At 31.9% G+C, this 20,841-nt stretch carries 16 protein-coding genes; all 16 read left to right on the forward strand.

Annotated elements, in window-relative coordinates; translation table 11 throughout:
- Window positions 1–15: 15 nt before the first annotated feature.
- The 16 genes from IM744_RS20790 to IM744_RS11995 all read left to right on the forward strand — a co-directional run bounded on the left by IM744_RS20790 (window position 16) and on the right by IM744_RS11995 (window position 20,814).
- The gene (locus IM744_RS20790; RefSeq protein ID WP_194508433.1) at window positions 16–393 is read left to right on the forward strand and encodes a DUF6090 family protein; all 378 of its coding nucleotides are present in this window, start codon (window positions 16–18) and stop codon (window positions 391–393) included.
- A 210-nt stretch (window positions 394–603) separates the two neighbouring features.
- Window positions 604–1,890 carry an alkaline phosphatase family protein gene (locus tag IM744_RS11925; RefSeq protein ID WP_194508362.1) on the forward strand — a complete coding sequence of 429 codons (1,287 nt, stop codon included), beginning with the start codon at window positions 604–606 and terminating at the stop codon, window positions 1,888–1,890.
- Between the two features lie 185 nt (window positions 1,891–2,075).
- Complete coding sequence (locus tag IM744_RS11930) at window positions 2,076–3,188, forward strand: alpha/beta fold hydrolase (RefSeq protein ID WP_194508363.1); 1,113 nt, start codon at window positions 2,076–2,078, stop codon at window positions 3,186–3,188.
- Window positions 3,189–3,220: 32 nt separating this feature from the next.
- Window positions 3,221–3,961 (forward strand): DUF6090 family protein, encoded by a 741-nt coding sequence (locus IM744_RS11935; RefSeq protein ID WP_194508434.1) that lies wholly within the window; start codon window positions 3,221–3,223, stop codon window positions 3,959–3,961.
- 144 nt (window positions 3,962–4,105) lie between these two features.
- Complete coding sequence (locus tag IM744_RS11940) at window positions 4,106–4,678, forward strand: hypothetical protein (RefSeq protein ID WP_194508364.1); 573 nt, start codon at window positions 4,106–4,108, stop codon at window positions 4,676–4,678.
- Window positions 4,679–4,940: 262 nt separating this feature from the next.
- Window positions 4,941–6,785, forward strand: coding sequence for a hypothetical protein (locus IM744_RS11945; RefSeq protein WP_194508365.1), 1,845 nt, complete (start codon window positions 4,941–4,943; stop codon window positions 6,783–6,785).
- A 36-nt stretch (window positions 6,786–6,821) separates the two neighbouring features.
- A complete protein-coding gene (locus IM744_RS11950) occupies window positions 6,822–7,967 on the forward strand; it encodes a PDDEXK-like family protein (protein ID WP_194508366.1) in 1,146 nt (381 codons plus the stop codon).
- A 115-nt stretch (window positions 7,968–8,082) separates the two neighbouring features.
- Window positions 8,083–8,394: a hypothetical protein gene (locus IM744_RS11955; RefSeq protein ID WP_194508367.1), complete on the forward strand. Its 312-nt coding sequence runs from the start codon at window positions 8,083–8,085 to the stop codon at window positions 8,392–8,394.
- On the forward strand, window positions 8,391–8,882 hold the full coding sequence (locus tag IM744_RS11960) for a hypothetical protein (RefSeq protein ID WP_194508368.1): 492 nt from the start codon (window positions 8,391–8,393) through the stop codon (window positions 8,880–8,882). The genes IM744_RS11955 and IM744_RS11960 overlap by 4 nt, the downstream gene beginning before the upstream one ends.
- 228 nt (window positions 8,883–9,110) lie before the next feature.
- On the forward strand, window positions 9,111–10,547 hold the full coding sequence (locus IM744_RS11965; protein ID WP_194508369.1) for a P-loop ATPase, Sll1717 family: 1,437 nt from the start codon (window positions 9,111–9,113) through the stop codon (window positions 10,545–10,547).
- Between the two features lie 149 nt (window positions 10,548–10,696).
- Window positions 10,697–11,623 carry a hypothetical protein gene (locus IM744_RS11970; RefSeq protein WP_194508370.1) on the forward strand — a complete coding sequence of 309 codons (927 nt, stop codon included), beginning with the start codon at window positions 10,697–10,699 and terminating at the stop codon, window positions 11,621–11,623.
- Between the two features lie 116 nt (window positions 11,624–11,739).
- Window positions 11,740–13,392: a serine hydrolase gene (locus IM744_RS11975; RefSeq protein ID WP_241738325.1), complete on the forward strand. Its 1,653-nt coding sequence runs from the start codon at window positions 11,740–11,742 to the stop codon at window positions 13,390–13,392.
- A 437-nt stretch (window positions 13,393–13,829) separates the two neighbouring features.
- Window positions 13,830–17,282, forward strand: coding sequence for a pyruvate carboxylase (locus tag IM744_RS11980; protein ID WP_194508371.1), 3,453 nt, complete (start codon window positions 13,830–13,832; stop codon window positions 17,280–17,282).
- A 213-nt stretch (window positions 17,283–17,495) separates the two neighbouring features.
- Window positions 17,496–18,827: an MFS transporter gene (locus tag IM744_RS11985; protein ID WP_194508372.1), complete on the forward strand. Its 1,332-nt coding sequence runs from the start codon at window positions 17,496–17,498 to the stop codon at window positions 18,825–18,827.
- 73 nt (window positions 18,828–18,900) lie between these two features.
- A complete protein-coding gene (locus IM744_RS11990; RefSeq protein ID WP_194508373.1) occupies window positions 18,901–19,542 on the forward strand; it encodes an MOSC domain-containing protein in 642 nt (213 codons plus the stop codon).
- A 36-nt stretch (window positions 19,543–19,578) separates the two neighbouring features.
- Window positions 19,579–20,814 (forward strand): DEAD/DEAH box helicase, encoded by a 1,236-nt coding sequence (locus IM744_RS11995; RefSeq protein WP_194508374.1) that lies wholly within the window; start codon window positions 19,579–19,581, stop codon window positions 20,812–20,814.
- Window positions 20,815–20,841 lie beyond the last annotated feature (27 nt).

Consider the following 20,841-nt stretch of genomic DNA (forward strand, 5'->3'; position numbering starts at 1 on the left):
CGCCAAAACTTACTTATGGAAAGTAAAACTGGAAAGTATTTTAAATATGCAATTGGAGAAATTATTCTTGTAGTTATTGGAATTTTAATTGCTTTACAGATTAATAATTGGAATGAAAAACGTAAAATTAATAACGAAATAGAAAGTGTTTTTTCACTACTAGAACAGGAACTTGAAACTAATACTAAACAAGGTAATAATTTTTTAAACTACGGTTACCGTAGAGATTCTGTTCAAACCATGTTTAATCAAAATAAAGTAACTCCAGAGATGATTAGAGCTTCTCCAGAGTTAATGACTGAAGGTTTTGGCACATATACAATGCAATTTCAAGATGATCGGCTCAAGGAACTTATCGCTTTAACAAAACAAGGAAGATTATCTACTATTTGAGTAAGCAATCTAAATTCATTAGAAGTAATAAATGCCAATTAAAGAAATAACGAAAGCTCAACACCCTATATAATTTATTGCTAGTTCTAGCCTACTCACGAATATTCCTGCGGAATATCCTATCAGTGATTTATTTACTAAATTAGTTGCTTAAACGACGTAACAAACCAGATACAACAACGTTACCTGCGAGCTAAAAAACGAACACAAATGAAACAACGGAACATAATAATATCTGTTTTAATTATAGGAATGATATTATTGATTTCTTGTAATAAAAAAATATTAAACCCATCCAATTCCATTGCGAACACCAACTCTAAAACTGCTCAAAAAAAACCGTATGTAATATTAATTTCACTTGATGGTTTTAGATGGGATTATGTAGAAAAATATAACCCACCTAATTTGAGTTCATTCATTAAAAATGGTGTTAAGTCAGAATCATTAATACCTTCATTTCCTACTAAAACTTTTCCAAACCATTATACAATTGCTACAGGACTTTATCCTGACAAACATGGAATAATAGGAAATATATTTTATGACTATAAAAAAGACACACTATTTAATAAGAGGAATCCTAAAATGGCAGAAGACGGGAGTTTTTATGGAGGTTCACCTATTTGGGTTGAGGCAAATAAAGCAGATATTTTAACTGCAAGTTTTTTCTTCGTGGGAACCGAAGCTAATATTCAAGGAATCAGGCCAACATACTATTATAAATTCGATAATAGTATAAAAAATGAGGTTCGAATAAGTCAGGCAATCAAATGGTTGAATTTAGACGAAAAAAAGAGACCACAATTAATTACCCTCTATTTTGGAGATTTAGATAAAGTTGGACACCAATTTGGCATCAATGACGAAGAATTAAAAAAAGCATTGTTTGAATTGGATAAAAATTTGGGTAATTTGTTTAAAGGTGTGTCAGAAACTGGTCTTGATGTAAATATTATCATAGTTTCTGATCATGGTATGGGAAATCAATCTACTAACAAAATAATACCAATAGATTCTATTGAAAACGATGACTTATTCATGACAATTGAAAATGGTACAATAGTAAATATTCATCCAAAAAAAAATGTTGAAATTGATTCTGTACTACAGTATTTAAGACATAAAGAAAACAATTTCAAAGCTTATAAAACTGAAGATACACCAGGCTTTGAGTACATCCCAAAAAACAAAAATTGGGGTGCAATACAATTAATACCAGATTACGGTTATCATTTTTGGAACCAAAGACGCAAAGATGCTCTTATCGAAGAAGGTGTTACAACCTTTGGAGTTCATGGCTACGATAGCAAATACAAAGAAATGCATGGAATATTTTATGCGAATGGTCCAGCTTTTAAAAATCACTTCGAGATCCCTTCAATAAAAAATATTCATATCTACCCATTAATGTGTGAAATTTTAGGATTGAAAATTCCTGAATCGATAGATGGAGATATAAATGAAATAAAAAATGTTTTAAAAGAATATAATTGAATTAAGAATAAAGCCAGTTACCAACACCGTATATAATTTATTGCTAGTTCTTGCCTACTTACAAAAATCCTCACAGATTTTATTGGTTAGTTTTTATTTACTAAATTAGTTACTTCAACACGTAACTAACCATAAGCGAACATGTTGGCGACAATAAAAAAAACCATCTTACTAAATAAGAACATATGAAAATATTAAAGAAAATAGGAAAATGGTTTTTAATTTTATTGGGAGCATTTGTTGCTTTTATTCTAGTTGTTTTACTAATAATCCGAATCAATAGTTCTGGAAACGAAGAACCTTTTTTAGACGAAAAGGGTAATGTTCTTCCCAATAGTGTCGCTATGCACGAGGATATGCTAATAAATGGCGTCAATCAAAGGGTGACCATAAGAGGAAAAGACAAGAATAATCCCGTGTTACTCATAGTTCACGGTGGACCAGGCGCACCAATTTTACCTGTAATTTACAAACTTACAGGAGTTGATTTAGAAGATCTATTTACGGTTTGCTATTGGGATCAAAGAGGCTCTGGACTGGCCTATAATGACAGCATACCTGATTCGTCCATAACCTTAACCAATATAGTAGATGATGGTTTAGAGCTATCAAATCACTTAAAAAAGACTTTCAAAAAAGATAAAATTTACATCGAAGGTCTATCATGGGGAACAGCTGTAGCAGCTTATATGGTTCAAAAAAAACCAGAATTATATCACGCCTATATTGGTAGCGGTTTGATGGCGAATCTATCATTTTCAGAAGAATTATCTTATGAATTTGCAATGTCAGAATCCCAAAAATATAATGACACCATTTCAATCAATCAATTAAAACAAATTGGAAAACCACCTTATGTTAAAAATTCAAAAAATTCAGTAACTGAAGCCTTTGAAACAGAACGAAAGATTGTAATGAAGTATGCACCGATAAAATTAGATACCGATTTTAATTTCATTAAAAGTATGTTTTTAGATAATGGGTTGACGTTTAAGGAAAAATTTACTGATATGATAAATAGTCCTGAATCCTACTATCCTGCATCTAAGATTTTAGAATCTACTGCTATCGATATGAATCTCATGCGTGATATTCCGGAATTGAAAGTGCCAGTTTATATATTACAAGGAGATAATGACCATTTTACCGAAACATCTGTAGCAAAAGCCTATTTTGATTCCATTATTGCGCCATCTAAAAAATGGTTTTTATTTGAAAATGGAACGCACGGAGTACAAGTGGAATATCCAGAAAAATACCGTTCAATCTATATTAATGAAGTATTAAAGAACCAATGATAAAATTCTTTAGAAAAATACGTTACGATCTTATGGAGAAAAATAAAACTGGAAAGTATTTAAAATATGCCATTGGAGAAATTGTACTTGTAGTGATTGGAATATTAATTGCGCTTCAAATTAATAATTGGAATCAAAACCAATCTGATCGCAAAAAAGAAGTTACCATACTAGAAGAACTTAAAAAAGAATTTGAAGAGAACTCCATTAGGTATAAAGAAACAATAAATGGACAAACATTTGCGCTCAACTCTAACCAATCATTTCTGCTATGCCTAGAAAAGAAAAACTTAAATTATAAAAGAGACTCTATAGCTGTTTTTATTCTTTTTGGTCCACTTAATTATTTTCGAGCAGAACCAGTTATAGGAGCCTATCAATCTATTAACGCGAGTGGAAATATAAGTCTCATTCAAAATTCAGTTTTAAAATCTAAGTTAGCAGCTTTTGCCTCTGAAATATCTCAAGGTTTCGAAGATGAAGTAAGTTCTATGGACCTTTTGAATCTACTAAATGTTGAATTTAGTTCTATACTCGAACCATTGATGTCTACAGAAATCAGAGAGCAATTAGGATTAAAACAATCTCAAAATATGGATATAGAATATCAAAATAATGCGCTTTCAAAATTGTATGAAAATCAAAATATTATGAGCCTTGCTTTAATGAGAGGACGAACGGAACATAATAGATTATACCTTCAAAAGAAGATGCTGACTTACACAGATGAAATAATAGATTTAATAAATAATGAGTTGAATACTGAAAAATAACGAAAGCACAACACCGCATATAAAAAACTGCAATTTGTAGTTAAACCAAAGTCAATTGCTCATTTGCTTGTCTCTAATTTTTTCTTCGGAAAATGTCTAACACAAAAACTTCAACGCTTCTTATTAATGAATGTGACCCACAATATGAAAAACGACGTGAAATACATAACGAATGCTATTTTAAATGAAATAATCAAGCCCAAGAAAAGCGTATTAACTAAGTTACTAATTGAATTTATAAATATTCATTCCATTAAATTAATTGACGAATCTAAAAACTTAAAAGTAGTATCATTTGAATACGAAATGCCTTTTGAGTTTAATTATGTAGGATATCCAGAATCTGAAATAATAGCTCAAGACTATTGGAATGATCACCATCACATTGATATTTCTAATGAAAGTGATGATGACAAAATAGAACAGATTTTCAAAAAATACGGATTCGAACCTGTAGAAGATGAATTCCATCACTGGGAAAACGAAGATAACGGTGAATATATTGAGGCTAATTTTATTTTTGAAAAACTAGAAGATGATTTATTTCATGAAGCTTGGACAGAAGCTAAGAGAATGACAAATTCAAACTACCGTTGTTTCTTTTTTCAACATGATTCTTATTATGGAATTGATGCAGACACAAGAAAAGCTGCAGGTTCTGATGATGTGATAGACCTATTAAATAAAGAAGGATTTGATTATATCCTAATGAAATAAAATATTGTAAGCAAAATCTATATAAAGCATACAACTCCACTTTAAAATCTATTAGCTACTTATTTTTCTTCATTACGGTAAACCGTAAACAAACCAAATAACTTTAACATACTTTTATTGAAATATACGTAGAACTACGTATAGGTTTTGTAGGAAAAATAGCTGAGGTTTGTTCAATCGCGAATATTGACAATTGTAACAGTCAATATTCTAAAATCTTATACGCAACCCAACCTAACAAAAGTACTAACGATCAAAACATATGAAATTAGAAAAGATTTTGGATAAACTCGGTTCAATAGAAAAGAACTCTTTTATTAAAATTATCGACAATATCATAGCGAAAAACCCAAAAAACGGAAAAGAAATTGATAAGATTTTGAGTTCGTCAGACAAAGGTTTAAAATCGGTTGATAATCAAAATATATCCAACATTTTCGCTTTAACCGAAAGCGAATTTCAAGAACATATTAAATGTGAATTTCAAGAAATCACATCTCAATTAGATATTTTAATTGACATAATAATTCGTGACGGAAACTGCATAATGAAACAAGACTGGTTTTCGAGATTATATGAATCCGAAATCAAACATTTAAAAACAAGAATAAAAGGATTAAATGCTGACTTTGATAATGATAAATCAGAATTAAGCGCAGAACGAAAACGAGATTATAAAATTTACAAATCTTGTTTACATACTGCTTACCATAATGATGTTGAAAACAATCGAGAGGCAAAAATCACATCAGATGAATTATCTATTATTCTAACTCTTTCTAAACAATTAGGACTGTCTCAAGAAGAAGTAAAATTGATTAATTATTCAATATTACCAATCAAAAAAATTGACGTTCAAGAGGTCATTAAAGGTCTTAAAAATATTGGAGTTATATTTTTTTCAAACAAAGAAAACACTATTTACGTTGCAGACGAAATGGTTAGAATGTTACGTAAAATAAGAGAAAAAGAAGTTGCCGAAAAATTCTATAGAAGAACTCTTAAACTTTTACGAGAACCTATCATTAATCAAATTGGAAGAGATCACAATATTGATAGAAATTTGACATACGCTCAAAAAATTGAAAAAATCATAAAAGAAGGTGTTTCTTTTACTAGTCTGCTTTTAGAAGACATTTATAAACAAGGAAGTACATTAACAGAAAAGAAAAAGACCTTAAATGAACTTTGTGAAAAAGGTCTAAACATCTCAAATTTAAAAGGCAGTACGCTAGATGACAAAATAAGTAGTCTAATTGAATATTTTGACAATATTGAACGTGATGAAAAAGTGGGCATTTCACTTGACGGTTTTGACAAACTACTCACTGAACTAAATGAGTCTTTACCAAAACTTAATAAATGCATTAAAGATCAGTTTGAATTACAAGATGAATTCGTGTTAAAAGCAGATTTCTTACTTGATTACAATATTAAACCTAGAGATATTTTAGATTTAATTATTAAAAAAGATTTGACAAAATTCATTAAAGACAATGGAATTAAACAGCGTGGAGATGACATTCTAAACATTCTTGAACATTACAAAGATGTTGAGAATTTGTATTTAGAGAACTTCGAAAATGTTGCTTATAGAAATCTAAACTTATTAAAAGAAAACGGGATAACCGTTAAAGAAAGTGAACTTGGTTTAAAATTCGAAGATTTAACCAAAGTTATATTCAAAAGTTTAGGGTTTAACGTTGATGATGCATTTAAAAACAATCTCAATACCAAAAAGGATATGATGGATATTCTTTTAAACTTAGACAATAACGAAATCATTATTGTAGAATGCAAAACTAGTAAAGAAAGAGGCTACAATAAATTTAGCTCTGTTTCAAGGCAATTAAAATCCTATCAAAATTTAGCACTCAAAAACAACTTACGCATTGTTAAAATTCTACTTGTGGCACCAGAGTTTAGTGATGATTTCGTAACAGATTGTGAAATGGATACAGAAATGAATTTATCCCTTATTACCGCCTCTACGCTATCCAATATCTCAGAGGCTTTTAAAACATCCAAGTACAATGAGTTTCCTCACGTTTTATTTCGAGATATAGTAATAAACGAGGAACGTATATTAAAGGCATTAAGTAAATAAAAAAAAACCTCAAGCTAAAGAAAGTCCGCAAACACAATGAACGCATATAACGAAATTGAAAATCTATTAAATATTGTAAAATCACAAATTGATACTCACCTTAAATTTAAAAAAGAATATGATAAGCAGTTAGCACTAGACTTTAGTCTTTTTCAGTTTTTTACAATTGGAGAAAATAAGATTAGCCAAGTTTTAGCTTATTTTTTAGATGTAAATCAAAATCACGGTCAAGGAAACATTTTTTTAAAAGAGTTTATTAAAACTTTCTATGATAAAGAAATAGAAATAAAACAATTAGAAAATGTCTGCGAAAAATTAATTACGGACAATAGAAGAATTGATATTTACATTAAACTTAAAGGCTTGACAATTGCCATTGAGAATAAGATTTGGGCAGATGACCAAAATAATCAATTAAGAGACTATTCAACATTTTTAGAACAGAAATCTCAAGGCAATTATCTACTACTTTATTTAAGTCCTTATGGTTTAGAACCAAAACCAAAGAGTATTAAAGAAAAACTCAAAGGAAGTCTTGTGGAACAGAACAAATTGAAAATCATCAGCTACAAAGACGACATAATCAACCTAATAAACAGTTGGTTAGTAATTTGTGAAGCAGATAATGTTTCACATTTCCTCAAAGAATTTAAGAAACATCTTGAAATTAAATTTCTTGGTAAAAACACATTAAATATGTCAAAAGAATTAAGAACTATAATTCACAAAAACGAAAGAGAAGTTCAGCAGTTAGTAAATGAATATAAAGTAATTGAGAATGAAATTTTAAGTAAACTAAATACAGTTGGAAAAGAATTGGACAAAAACCATCCTGATTTAGATTTCGGAATTGAAATTAGTAAAAGTGGATTGTTCAATTGGAATGGTTCAAGAGTTTACAAATATTCAATCTCAAAAAACGGAAATAAGGTTTGGATACAATTTGCAAAAGAAGAAATACACTTGTACTCAAATTACTATTTAGAAGAAGGAACAGATGTGATTTTCAAAGAAATTCTGACTGAGTTAAATATCAATAACAACATTAAAATAAATCACAATCAAAATAAATCTGAATTAGTAAACATCTTTTTGAGCCAAGTAAAAGTTGCAAACGAAAGTTTTAGAATTTATGATGATCGAATGAAAACTAAAGAAAAGCCAGTTTTCAACAGCCTATAAAAAAAGCAGTTGCATGTTTGCTATATCCAATTTTCGGATCAGAAAATCCTCGTACACAAGACCGCACTATTCTTACATATAACTGTTGTGCTTAATTTAAAACAAACTATAGAGAATGAGACTATTTGTCAGAAATAGATATGGAAAAAAAGTTATTTTAGACATCAAAGCCAATTCAAGAAAAGAACTTGCTGGAAAGATAGGATATAACTTTTTTGTACAGAATCAACGGTATTCTATTCAAGAGGTTCACGCCGAATCAAGTAGTAATGACACTGCTGGAGGAGCAATAATTGGTGGACTAATAGGTTTGTTAGGAGGAGGAATTGGAATGGCAATTGGTGGTCTTGCAGGAGGATTGATTGGTGGAAAAAGAGATGAGGATGAGAATAAAATGATTCGTAACTTTAATAACAGTCAAATATGAAAAAGATAGACTATAAAGTTGTTGGTGTCGCTATTGTTCTGTTTCTAATTTCTGTGTTTTCATATACTAATTGGATTCTTGTATCTACCTTTCTTATGAAATTTTTGGAAAGTAAAATATTGACTTTTGCAATTTGGATTTTATTAATAATTACATCTATTATTCATTATAACAAAAACTATAACGAGGACAATAATATGATTAGTGATAAAGAAGGTTTAGACAAACCTATTGATTATCTCTTATTTATTTTTACTTATGGTGCAATTGGTTCTAGTGTACAAGCTCTTGCTAAGGAAACTTTTGCTAATTATAACTTCAAAGAATTATCTAAATGTGTTGAATTTACAGGTTTTGATAACGTTAGTTTTTTTATAGTAATTATTGTTTTGATTTTTTATAGCTATGGAAAAATAAAACCAATTATTCAAGAGACATATGTTGTTAAAAATAAAATTAGACTACAAGAAACAGAAGAGGAAATATAAAACAAAGAAATAAGTCAAAAAACAAGCAATTTTAAGCTAATCTTAAAACAAAGCTTTCTTCACTACGGTAACCCGTAAAAAAAACAAATTACTTTAACATACTTTTATTGAAATCTACGTAGAACTACGTATAGGTTTTGTAGGAAAAATAGTTGAGATTTGTTTGACAAAGAATATCGATAATTGAAACAGGTGATATCCTAGTGTATTAGGCTTAATTAAAAAGATATGAATAGAACATTAAAGAATATAGCTGAAAATTGGAAACTTGAAGCAAAACTAGAAAACACAGAAAAATACTTTTATAATTATTCCGAAGTTGATAAAATAGTAAAAAATGATAAATGTTACGTAATAGGGAGGAAAGGCTCTGGTAAATCAGCAATTTGTGAACATATCTTAAAAAGAAAAGAACATAATTCGTTTTCAGTCAAACTAAATTTTAAGAACTTCCCATTTAATGAATTATACCACTTAGATAATCAAAAATATACTGCACCAAATCAATACATTACATTGTGGAAATATTTAATTTATTCGAATGTTTGTAGACTAATGGTTCGAAATGAAGCAGTTGACTCTATTGTAAGAAATACATTAGAAAAACTCTACCCTAAACAAGCTATTAAATCGTTGGCTAGGACAATATCTAAATGGACTTCAGCAGAATTTGGCGCAACCGTTTTAGGCAATGGTGGAGCCCTAAAATTAGAAAGAGAAAACACAAGAAACGAGATTCCTTGGATTGAGAAAACTAACATACTAGAAGATATAATTTTTGAACATTGTGACATTTCAAATTATTTTATAGTTTTCGATGAATTAGATGAAGATTATCGTACGGTCAAAGACACTCAAACTTCAGAGCAATATATCTTTTTACTTACAAGCCTATTTAAAGCAGTTCAAGATATAAAATCAACATTTATAGAAACTAATTTGAATATTAAACCTATAGTATTTTTAAGAGATGACATTTATAGTCTAATAAAGGATTCTGATAAAAACAAATGGAGAGATTTTAAGATTGAAATTGAATGGAATAAACAAAAACTTAAAGACCTTCTTGCTTATAGAATTTCAAAAGATTATAATGAAAATATAAATACTCTTCCATTCATTGATGCTTGGCAAAAAATCTTCTTTCGAGAACAAATTGGATTTGGTAATAAACAAGAAAAAAAAATAGACTCCTTTGACTTCATATCACGAAGTACACATTTAAGACCAAGAGATTTTATACAATACATACAAAAATGTGCTGAAGAGACTGACGCAAAAGGCTTTAAATACATTAAAGAAGCAAATATTAAATTTGTGGATAGAGCTTTCTCAAACTATTTAAGAGATGAGATTGTAGATGAAGTTTTCCCCGTATTGCCTGAAATAGAGCAATATTTCCAAATTTTTGCTAATATTAGAAAATGGAATTTTACTTTAAAAGAATTCACAAAAGAGTATGAAAAATATTTAAAAGCTGGGACAATAAAAGAACAAAATATTGATTATGTTTTAGATAATCTCTATAATTTTAGTGTAATAGGTAATCAACACAAGCATAGAAAAGATAAGTTGTTTTTTAAATATTTACATTCAAATATGACATTTAATAGAACCGAAAACATTGTAATTCACAGAGGACTTTTTAAAGCATTGCAATTATAACCAAACCTAATATCCTTTTTTCCAGCACACTTACAAACATTTGTAGATTTTCTATTCGGGTTATATTTGCTTAATTAGGTGCTTAAAACACGTAACAAACCATATATACAATGTTACAAAGCATTTGAGAAAAACCAAAACAACAACATATGAATAGTTTAAAAGAATTCTTTCTATCCTTTTTCGAATCAGCAAAAGATAGGCTAAAAAACCCTGTGATTGGAGCATTTGTAATAGCCTGGCTAGCTGTTAATTGGCGTTTTCTTGCAATACTTTTATTTTCAAGTAAAACAATTGAACAAAAAATTGAATTTGTAGAAACGAATTATTTTGATATTGATTTCAACTTATGGATTCCATTAACTTTTTCAGTTTTCTATGTGCTAATACTGCCATACATAATGGCACTTTTTGATTGGCTATCACAAAAGGGAATTGCAAGTCGTAAATTAATTTCAAAAAATCATAGAATAACTGACATTCAAAACCGACAAGAAATTGCTGCTGAAGAATGGCAACTCGAAAAAATTAAAGAAGGTAGTCCAGATATACAAGCTATGAAACTAAAAATTTCTCAACTTGAAGAACAATTATTAGAAAAAGATGATGTTATAACAAACCTTTCTGAAAACTTGACACCTGATGATGTAGAATCTGTAGAAGTTAAGAACTTATCAGAAAATAAAAAATCGCAAACTAAAAGAAAAACTTCTACAAAACCCAAGAAAACCAGGCCAGAAAAAGATACTAAAGAAAAAACAAAAAATATTAATCTTGAATTAAAGGATTTTCCAGTAATGAAAGATATAGTAATAAGAGATTTAGCAAAAACCGAAAGAGAATGGATTTTAATTTTCGCATTGTATTCAAGTGATTATGGGAAAAAAGTTTTTACGAGAGAAAATATAATAACGAAATATGATGAATCAAATAGAAAAACAAATAGTCGATTAGCAAACGTGTCAAATAACCTAAAGAATATGGTGAAAGCTGGACAAGTTAAGTTCGTAAATGACGACGATATGCTTTTGACCGAAATTGGAAAAGAAATAGCTATTGAAATTTTAAATAGATAAAAATGGTGTGCAACAAAAAACTGGAGTAAAAAAACCAAACAAAACCCGTAACATAACCCAAATTCTGTCGTCAAACCATAAAGTATTAACTTTAATCAATCAAAAATCAATTCGACATGAAGACCAATCATCACATTTCCAAAGTCATTATGGGTTGCATCTGTTTACTGCTAACAGTAAGCAGTTTAGCCCAAAACTTAGAACAACAAATTGACACTTACATTAGTGAGCAATACACATCAGACGCACCAGGTGTTTCTGTTTTAGTCGCCAAAGATGGCAAAACCATTTACCAAAAAGGCTTTGGAGACGCTAACTTGGAGTTAGATATTTCCGTAGCACCAAAACACGTTTTTGAAATTGGATCTATCACCAAACAATTCACAGCAGTTGCTATTTTAATGTTAGAAGAACAAGGCAAACTCAGCGTCAATGATCCCATTACTAAATTTATTCCAGACTATCCAACCCAAGGTAAAACCATAACGATTCATCACTTATTAAATCACACCTCTGGGATTAAGAGTTATACCAATATGCCAAGTTTTATGACAGAAGCTCGTACAGATATGACACCAACAGAGCTCATAGATAAATTTAAAAATGAGCCTATGGAGTTTGATCCAGGCACTCAATTTAATTACAATAACTCTGGCTATATCCTTCTAGGTCATATCATAGAAGTGCTTTCTGGACAATCTTATGCAGATTTTATCCAAACCCATATTTTTGACAAAGTTGGCATGACCAATTCGTATTATGGCAGTATGGTGAACCTCATCCCAAATCGTGCAAGCGGTTATTCTCAAACGGAAACAGGTTATAGAAACGCCAATTATTTGAGTCTCACGCTTCCTTATGCTGCTGGTTCTATCATGTCTACCACAGATGATTTACTCAAATGGCAAAATGCAATTAGTGCCAATACACTCATTAAAAGAAGTTCTTTAGAAAAAGCAATTAATGGCTCTACATTATCAACTGGAAAAGCGATTCCTTATGGTTATGGCTGGCTTAAAGGTGATATTAATGGCTCACGTACAGTAGAACACTCTGGCGGAATTTTCGGCTATTCTACAAATGGTATTTATCTTCCAAAAGAGAAGGTCTATGTGATTGGATTGTCTAATTGTGACTGCGGAAATGTTAGTGCGATCACCACAAATATAGCAGCAATGACTATTGGGAAGCCATTTCCTAAAAAAGAAGATGCGATTGCATTAACCGAAGCGCAATTAAGCAAATGGGTTGGTGCTTATGAGTTTGAAGGCACGATTCGTCATATTACCCTAAAAGACAAACAATTATTTAGTCAGCGAGAAGGGAGTGTCAATCTGGAAATTTATCCAATGACAGCAACCAACTTTATTTTTGATGGTGGTGATACGGTTTATGATTTTTATACTGAAAATGGAAACCGCATGGTCACTATGAAAGTTAGCGGAAATGCTGTAACAGGAAAAGGAATTGATAAAGCGCCTCCTGCGGAACGTGAAGAACTTGCATTAAATGTTGATGTGCTCAAGCAATATATTGGGACTTATGAAATTCAACCTGGATTTAATATTGTAGTCAGCGTTAAAGACAATAAGATTTATGGTCAAGCTACAGGTCAAGGTGAATTTGAATTATTTGCTGAGGACAAAGACAAATTCTTTTTAAAAGTGGTTGCAGCAGATCTTCACTTTTATAGAAATGCAGAAGATAAAGTTGAAAGCTTAACCTTATTTCAAGGCGGACAAGAAATGCCTGGAAAGAAAGTAGACTAGAGTTTTTATATACAATAATGATGAACCACTTCTCCCAATAATTACTGGAACGAAGTGGTTTTTTTATGTCCTACAAGACGCTGTCTGAAAAGTATTTAGAATGTCATTCAGAGCGCTAGCGAAGCATCTCAATGTACCAACTTCCAATATTTTAATTACTATAGATGCTTCCTAAGCATTTAAAATGTCACTTTTTAGACAGCTTCTTCTCATGCGCTACAAAAATGACAAAGTCAAATTATTTTACAATTTTTTATAATATCTATCTTGTAAATCATAGATTTTAAAATTACCTTATAGCTTTATTTGGTCACTATCCATACAGTCATGATTTAGCAATACATCTGACTGTGAATTTGATCGTTTCCGAAGTAAAAAATAAAGACATAATATTTAAAAACAAACATCTATACTTCATCACATAATTCCACAAAAAAATGAAAATAAAAAAGGTTCTTGTTGCCAATCGAGGAGAAATTGCAATTCGTGTATTACGCGCTTGCACTGAGTTAAACATAGCTACTGTAGCCATTTACACCTATGAAGATCGTTATTCTCAACATAGAAACAAAGCTGATGAATCTTATCAAATTGGAGAAAACAACCAACCTTTAAAACCGTATTTGGATATCGCTCAAATTATAGATTTGGCAAAATCTAAAAACGTTGATGCCATTCATCCTGGTTATGGTTTTTTATCTGAAAACTCTGAGTTTGCAAGACAATGTGCTGCAAATGACATCATTTTCATTGGACCAAAACCCGAAGTCATGGATGCTTTAGGCGATAAAATTACAGCCAAAAAAGTCGCTGTAAAATGTAAAGTTCCAATTATTGAAAGTAATAAAAAGAAACTATCATCGCTTAAAGTAGCGCTTTCTGAAGCTGCAACTATTGGCTATCCATTAATGCTAAAAGCTGCATCTGGAGGTGGTGGTCGTGGGATGCGAATTATTAGAAAAGATGAGGATTTAGAACATAATTTTGATTCTGCCAGAAATGAAGCTTTAAATGCGTTTGGTGATGACACCATGTTTTTAGAAAAATATGTGGAGAACCCAAAACATATTGAAGTTCAAATTGTAGCAGATAACCACGGAAACATAAGACATTTACATGAGCGCGATTGCTCTGTACAACGTCGCCATCAAAAAGTGGTTGAGATTGCGCCTTCTTATAATGTAAGTGAGGAAGTTAAAACTGATTTATACAAATATGCGGTTGCTATTGCTACCGAAGTTGGCTACAACAACATTGGTACCGTAGAATTTTTAGTCGATCCAGAGGATCACATTTATTTTATAGAAGTCAACCCAAGAATCCAGGTAGAACATACCGTTACCGAAATGGTAACAGGTATTGACTTAGTGAAAACACAAATTTTTGTTGCTGGTGGTTACCCATTAGATAGTCTGCAAATTAAAATTTTCGATCAGGAATCTATCGCAACCTATGGTTTTGCGTTACAATGTCGTTTAACGACTGAAGATCCTGCAAATAATTTCACACCAGATTATGGTAACATCACCACCTATAGAAGTGCTTCCGGAATGGGAATTCGCTTAGATGCTGGAAGTATTTATCAAGGTTATAACGTGAGTCCGTTTTTTGATTCTATGCTAGTTAAAGTCTCCTCTCATGGGAGAACTTTGGATGGTGCCATTAGAAAAATGGTGCGTGCTTTAAAAGAATTTAGAATTCGTGGTGTAAAGACGAACATCCATTTTTTACAAAATGTGATTCAGCATGACACCTTTAAAGAAGGAAAAGTATCGGTTAATTTTATTGAGAATACACCAGCATTATTCGACATAAAACTTCCTCAGGATAGAACCTCTAAAGTGGTTCATTTTTTAGCTGAAGTGATTGTGAATGGAAATTCTGATGTGAAGCACATTGATGAGAACAAAGTGTTTAGAACGCCTAAAGTTCCAAAGTTTAGTCTTTCCGAAGCACATCCAAAAGGCACCAAGGACATGCTCACAGAATTAGGTCCTGAGAAATTTTGTGCTTGGTTAAAAGATGAGAAAAAAATTCATTTTACAGATACCACAATGCGAGATGCGCATCAATCTTTATTAGCAACACGAATGCGAACCTTTGACATGCTCAAAGTTGCAGAGAGTTTTGCAAAAAACCATCCCAACACGTTTAGTATGGAAGTTTGGGGAGGCGCTACTTTTGATGTGTGTTTGAGATTCTTGCATGAAAGTCCGTGGACACGTTTAAGAGAATTGCGAAAAGCAGTGCCTAATATATTATTCCAAATGTTATTGAGAGGTTCTAATGGTGTTGGTTACAAAGCCTATCCTGACAACCTCATCGAAAAATTTGTAGAGAAATCTTGGGAGAATGGTGTGGATATTTTCAGAATTTTTGATTCCTTAAACTGGGTCAAAGCCATGGAACCAAGTATCAATTATGTTCGTGATAAAACGGGCGGAATTGCAGAAGCTGCCTTAAGTTATACAGGAGATATTTTAGATGTTAATGAAACCAAATACAATCTTAAATACTACACGCAACTCGCCAAAGATTTAGAAAATGCTGGTGCGCACATGATTTGTATTAAAGATATGGCAGGTTTACTAAAACCGTATGCTGCTACTGAGTTGGTGTCTGCATTAAAAGACACTGTGAACATCCCAATTCATTTGCATACACATGATACGTCATCGTTACAAAGTGCAACCTATCTAAAAGCTATTGAAGCTGGTGTTGATGTGGTTGATGTTGCGCTAAGTGGCTTGTCTGGATTGACCTCTCAACCTAATTTTAATAGTATTGTTGAGATGATGAAAAGTCAACCAAGAGCACATGAGTTTGAAATGTCTAAACTAAATGCTTTTTCTAATTTCTGGGAAGATACTCGTGAGTTATATTACCCATTTGAGTCTGGATTAAAAGCTGGAACTGCAGAAGTGTTTCAGCATGAAATTCCTGGCGGTCAATATTCAAATTTGCGTCCGCAAGCTACTGCACTAGGTTTAGGAGATCGTTTTGATGAGGTTAAAAAAATGTATGCTGAGGTTAATACCCTCTTCGGAAATTTGATAAAAGTGACACCTAGTTCTAAAGTTGTTGGAGATATGGCCATTTTTATGGTGACCAATAATTTCACTACAGCTGATGTTATGGAACGTGGAAAGGAGATGTCTTTTCCAGATTCTGTCATTAGTTTCTTTATGGGAGATTTAGGTCAACCGTCTGGCGGATTTCCGAAGAAACTACAGAAAATCATTCTGAAAAATAAAAAACCATATACCAATAGACCAAACGCACATTTAGAACCTGTAGATTTTGATTTAGAATTTAAAGCCTTTACGAAGAAGTTCCAAAAAGGTTTTACGCGTGCAATAGAAATGGAAGATTTTCTATCGTACACCTTATATCCTAAAGTATTTGAACAAGCGCATGAGAACTATAAAAAATATGGTAATCTGACATTAGTTCCAACAAAGAATTTTTTCTACGGAATGAAGCTTGGCGAAGAAATACTCATTGAATTAGAACCTGGAAAAACAGTCATTATCAAATTATTGTCTATTGGGATTCCTAATGATCAAGGTATGAGAACCGTCTTTTTCAAAGTCAACGGAGAAAATAGATTTGTTGAGATCTTAGACACAACATTAAACCTTAAACTTGAAGTCAACACTAAAGCAGATCCAGCAGATGCCAATCAAATTGGAGCACCATTACAAGGGTCGCTTTATAAGGTTTTAGTCAAAAAAGGACAAGAGGTTAAGGAGAATGATCCGCTTTTTATCATTGAAGCCATGAAAATGGAAACCACTGTGACTGCTTCTAAAGCTGGGAAAGTGAAAACGGTGTCGCTTAAAGAAGGCTCTATGGTAAAACAAGATGATTTGATTGTGACTATAGAATAACCTTAATAGATTTAGTTTAAAATTCTAACTACCAATAAATAGTTCGTAACCGTATACCTTTAATAGGAACGACAAAACGGAAACTATTGGTAGTTTTATTTTTTAAACATACTTGAAATGCATTTAAATCAAGTTATTTTTTCAATGGATTGCATTAATTTCATTAAAGAAATAGGCTTTAATTTGTAATTGAACACCTTCAACATCTCACTTTTGGCAAAACATTTACTTCAAAAATTATATGGATTTCTAAATAACGAACATGGCGAACGTGTTTGTAAAGGCATTACTGATGACGCTTGTGATCATGTGACTCGCAATTATTTTTTAATTCTACTGAGTTCCACATTTACAAAATTGGGAGACACACTTAGCAACCCAAAAACAGTATTAACTTGGCTTATGACCTATGTGAATGCACCTGTATCTATTATAAGTCTCATTGTCCCAATACGAGAATCTGGCTCAATGCTTCCGCAAATAGCACTCACAAAATACATTAGTAAAAAACCCATTAGAAAATGGATTTGGGTGATTGGATCTTGCTTGCAGTTTTGTGCAATTGCCTCTATTGGTTTTATCGCACTGTATTTTAAAGGTGCTGTAGCTGGATGGTTGATTTTATTGGCTGTTGTGCTTTTTAGTTTATCAAGAAGTATGTGCTCTGTAACGTCAAAAGATGTCTTGGGAAAAAGCATCCCGAAAACAAGACGTGGAAAATTAAAAGGTTATACGGTTTCGGTTTCTGGTGTTCTTGTATTATTAGCTGGACTGTTTATACTTTACAAATCAAAAACAGATGTATCTATTGAATTCTATAGCTATCTCGTATTTTTCGCTTCTATTATGTGGCTTTTAGCTGCAATTGCGTATTCTAGGATTAAGGAATTTCCGCAGACCATTTCCGAAGAAAAGGATAAACAAGATGAAGAACCTCCTGAAGGTCTATTATCAAAATTCAAATTGCTCAAAGAGAATAAACAATTTCGGAATTTTGTCATTGCCAGATCGCTTTTATTATGCTCTGCTTTAACAGCTCCATATTATGTTGTACTAGCGCAAAATAATGTAGGAAAGAAAAGTTACCTGCTCGGTTTGTTTATCATTGTCAACGGAATTGCTTCTATTATTAGCGCACCATTTTGGGGCAAATTCTCAGACAAATCCAGTAAGAATGTGATGGCACTTGCTGTACTTATAGCTTCTATTTTAGGGATTATTGCTTATTTTATTATCTCATTTTCAACAGATTTAAAATCGACAATATGGATTTATCCTACTGCTTTTTTCATCCTTGGGATTGCTCATGGTGGTGTAAGACTAGGTCGAAAAACATACATCGTAGATATGGCAACTGGAAATGAGCGCACTAATTATGTTGCAGTAAGCAATACCATTATTGGATTGATTCTTTTAGTCACAGGAGGTTTGAGTGCTTTGGTATCTCTGATTTCTGTAGAAGGTGTGATTCTTGTGTTATCGCTCTTTGGGGTTTTAGGCGCTTATAAAAGTTACAAATTACCTAATGTAGAAAAAACGGACTAACATTAAAAAGACCTAAAAACGATATTGAAATTTCTATCCAATTTAGCTATCTTAGTCGTCTATTCATACGTTAATGAAAATACTCTCTACTAATATTGCCAAACCAATCACCTTCATCTGGAACGGTAAAGAAGAAACGACTGGGATCTATAAAAAACCGGTTGACACTCCTATTTTCCTCGGAAATGAAGATGTAAAAGGCGATGAAGTCTCAGACAGAAAATATCATGGAGGCGAGTTTAAGGCATGTTATTTGTTTTCAGCAGATCAGTATCCGTATTGGAAAAACCTCTACCCTAACCTAGATTGGACCTACGGAATGTTAGGTGAAAATCTAACTGTAGAAGACCTGAACGAAAAAGAACTTCACATTGGTGACATCTATAAAGTTGGCAATGCCTTAGTTCAAATTACGCAACCTAGAGAGCCTTGTTATAAGTTTGCGATGAAATTTGACTCTAATGACGTTTTAAAACAATTTATTGATCATGGGTATTCAGGCACTTATGTTCGGGTTTTAGAAGAAGGTAGTGTTGCAACTGGTGATGTGTTTGAACTTGTTGAAAAAGCAAAAGACAGCATTTCTATCTTTCAGTTTTTTGAGCTTTTATATGCTAAAGAAAAAGACCAAAAATTGCTTCATAAGGTTGTAGATAACGAAGTACTTCCTCTAAAAAAACGTGTTAAATTGGCATCATATATTAAAAATAGTTGATTTGCTTTAACCTATCTTTGCCACAAATAATTATGTATGTCATTTAAAGACTTAAAACTCAACAAACCTATTTTAAGAGCAGTTGCCGAAGCGGGTTACGATAATCCAACATTGGTACAAGAGCAAACGATTCCTTTTGTTTTAGAACGAAGAGATGTGATTACCTCAGCTCAAACAGGAACTGGTAAAACAGCAGCTTTTGCGTTGCCTATTTTACAGCTATTGTATGACAAACAAACTGCACCAAAAAAAGGTAAGAAAATTAAAGCGTTGGTTATAAGTCCGACGCGAGAATTAGCAATCCAAATTAATAAAAACTTTGTAACCTACGCTGCACATACCAATTTAACATCTGCTGTAGTCTATGGTGGAACATCGATAGAACCACAAAAAGACATTCTAAAAAAGGGTATTGATATTTTGGTGGCAACTCCTGGACGTTTACTCGATCTTCATAAACAAGATTTATTAAATTTAGATTATATAGAAACTTTAGTTCTTGATGAAGCAGATTTAATGCTTGACATGGGATTTATTGATGATGTCAAAAAAATTGATCGTTTGTGTCCAGACACAAAGCAAACGCTTCTGTTTTCGGCAACAATGCCTTTTAAAGTAGAACAATTAGCTAATTCTATATTAAAAAATCCAGAACGTATTGAAGTGACACCTACATCTTCCGCAGCAAAAAATGTGAGTCAGGTGTTGTATTACGTTCCTAAACAAAGTAAAATAGAATTGTGTTTACATGTGCTTAGAAATACCATAGAAGGTAATATTCTTATTTTTAGACGTACTAAGTTTGGTGTAGATAAATTACATGAAACACTCATAAATAATGGCTTTACTGCAGAACGTTTGCATGGAGACCGTTCTCAAATTGAACGTCAAAATGCGTTGGCAGATTTTAAACGTGGTAAAGTAAATATTCTTATTGCAACAGATGTTGCTGCTCGTGGAATTGACATTATTGACTTAGATGCTGTTATCAATTTTGACTTACCTAACGTACCAGAAACCTATGTTCATAGAATTGGTAGAACAGGTCGTGCAGGTGAGTTTGGAAACTCCTATTCGTTTTGCTCTGCAGACGAGAAACCTTATGTAAAAGCCATCCAGCAATTGATTAATGTTCAAATTCCTGTTGAAGAAACACATCCTTATCCTTTAGATCCAAAAGCGCAACCTGTTGTTCATAAAAAACAAGGAAGCAAGTATAGAAAAGGTCGTAAAGGTGAAGGTTCTAAACAGAAAAAGAAACGTTGGTATTAATAACAAAACAGACTTAAAAATCATTTA

Origin of the sequence: Psychroserpens luteus (genome assembly GCF_015319355.1) — a bacterium.
Taxonomy (GTDB): Bacteria; Bacteroidota; Bacteroidia; order Flavobacteriales; family Flavobacteriaceae; genus Psychroserpens; species Psychroserpens luteus.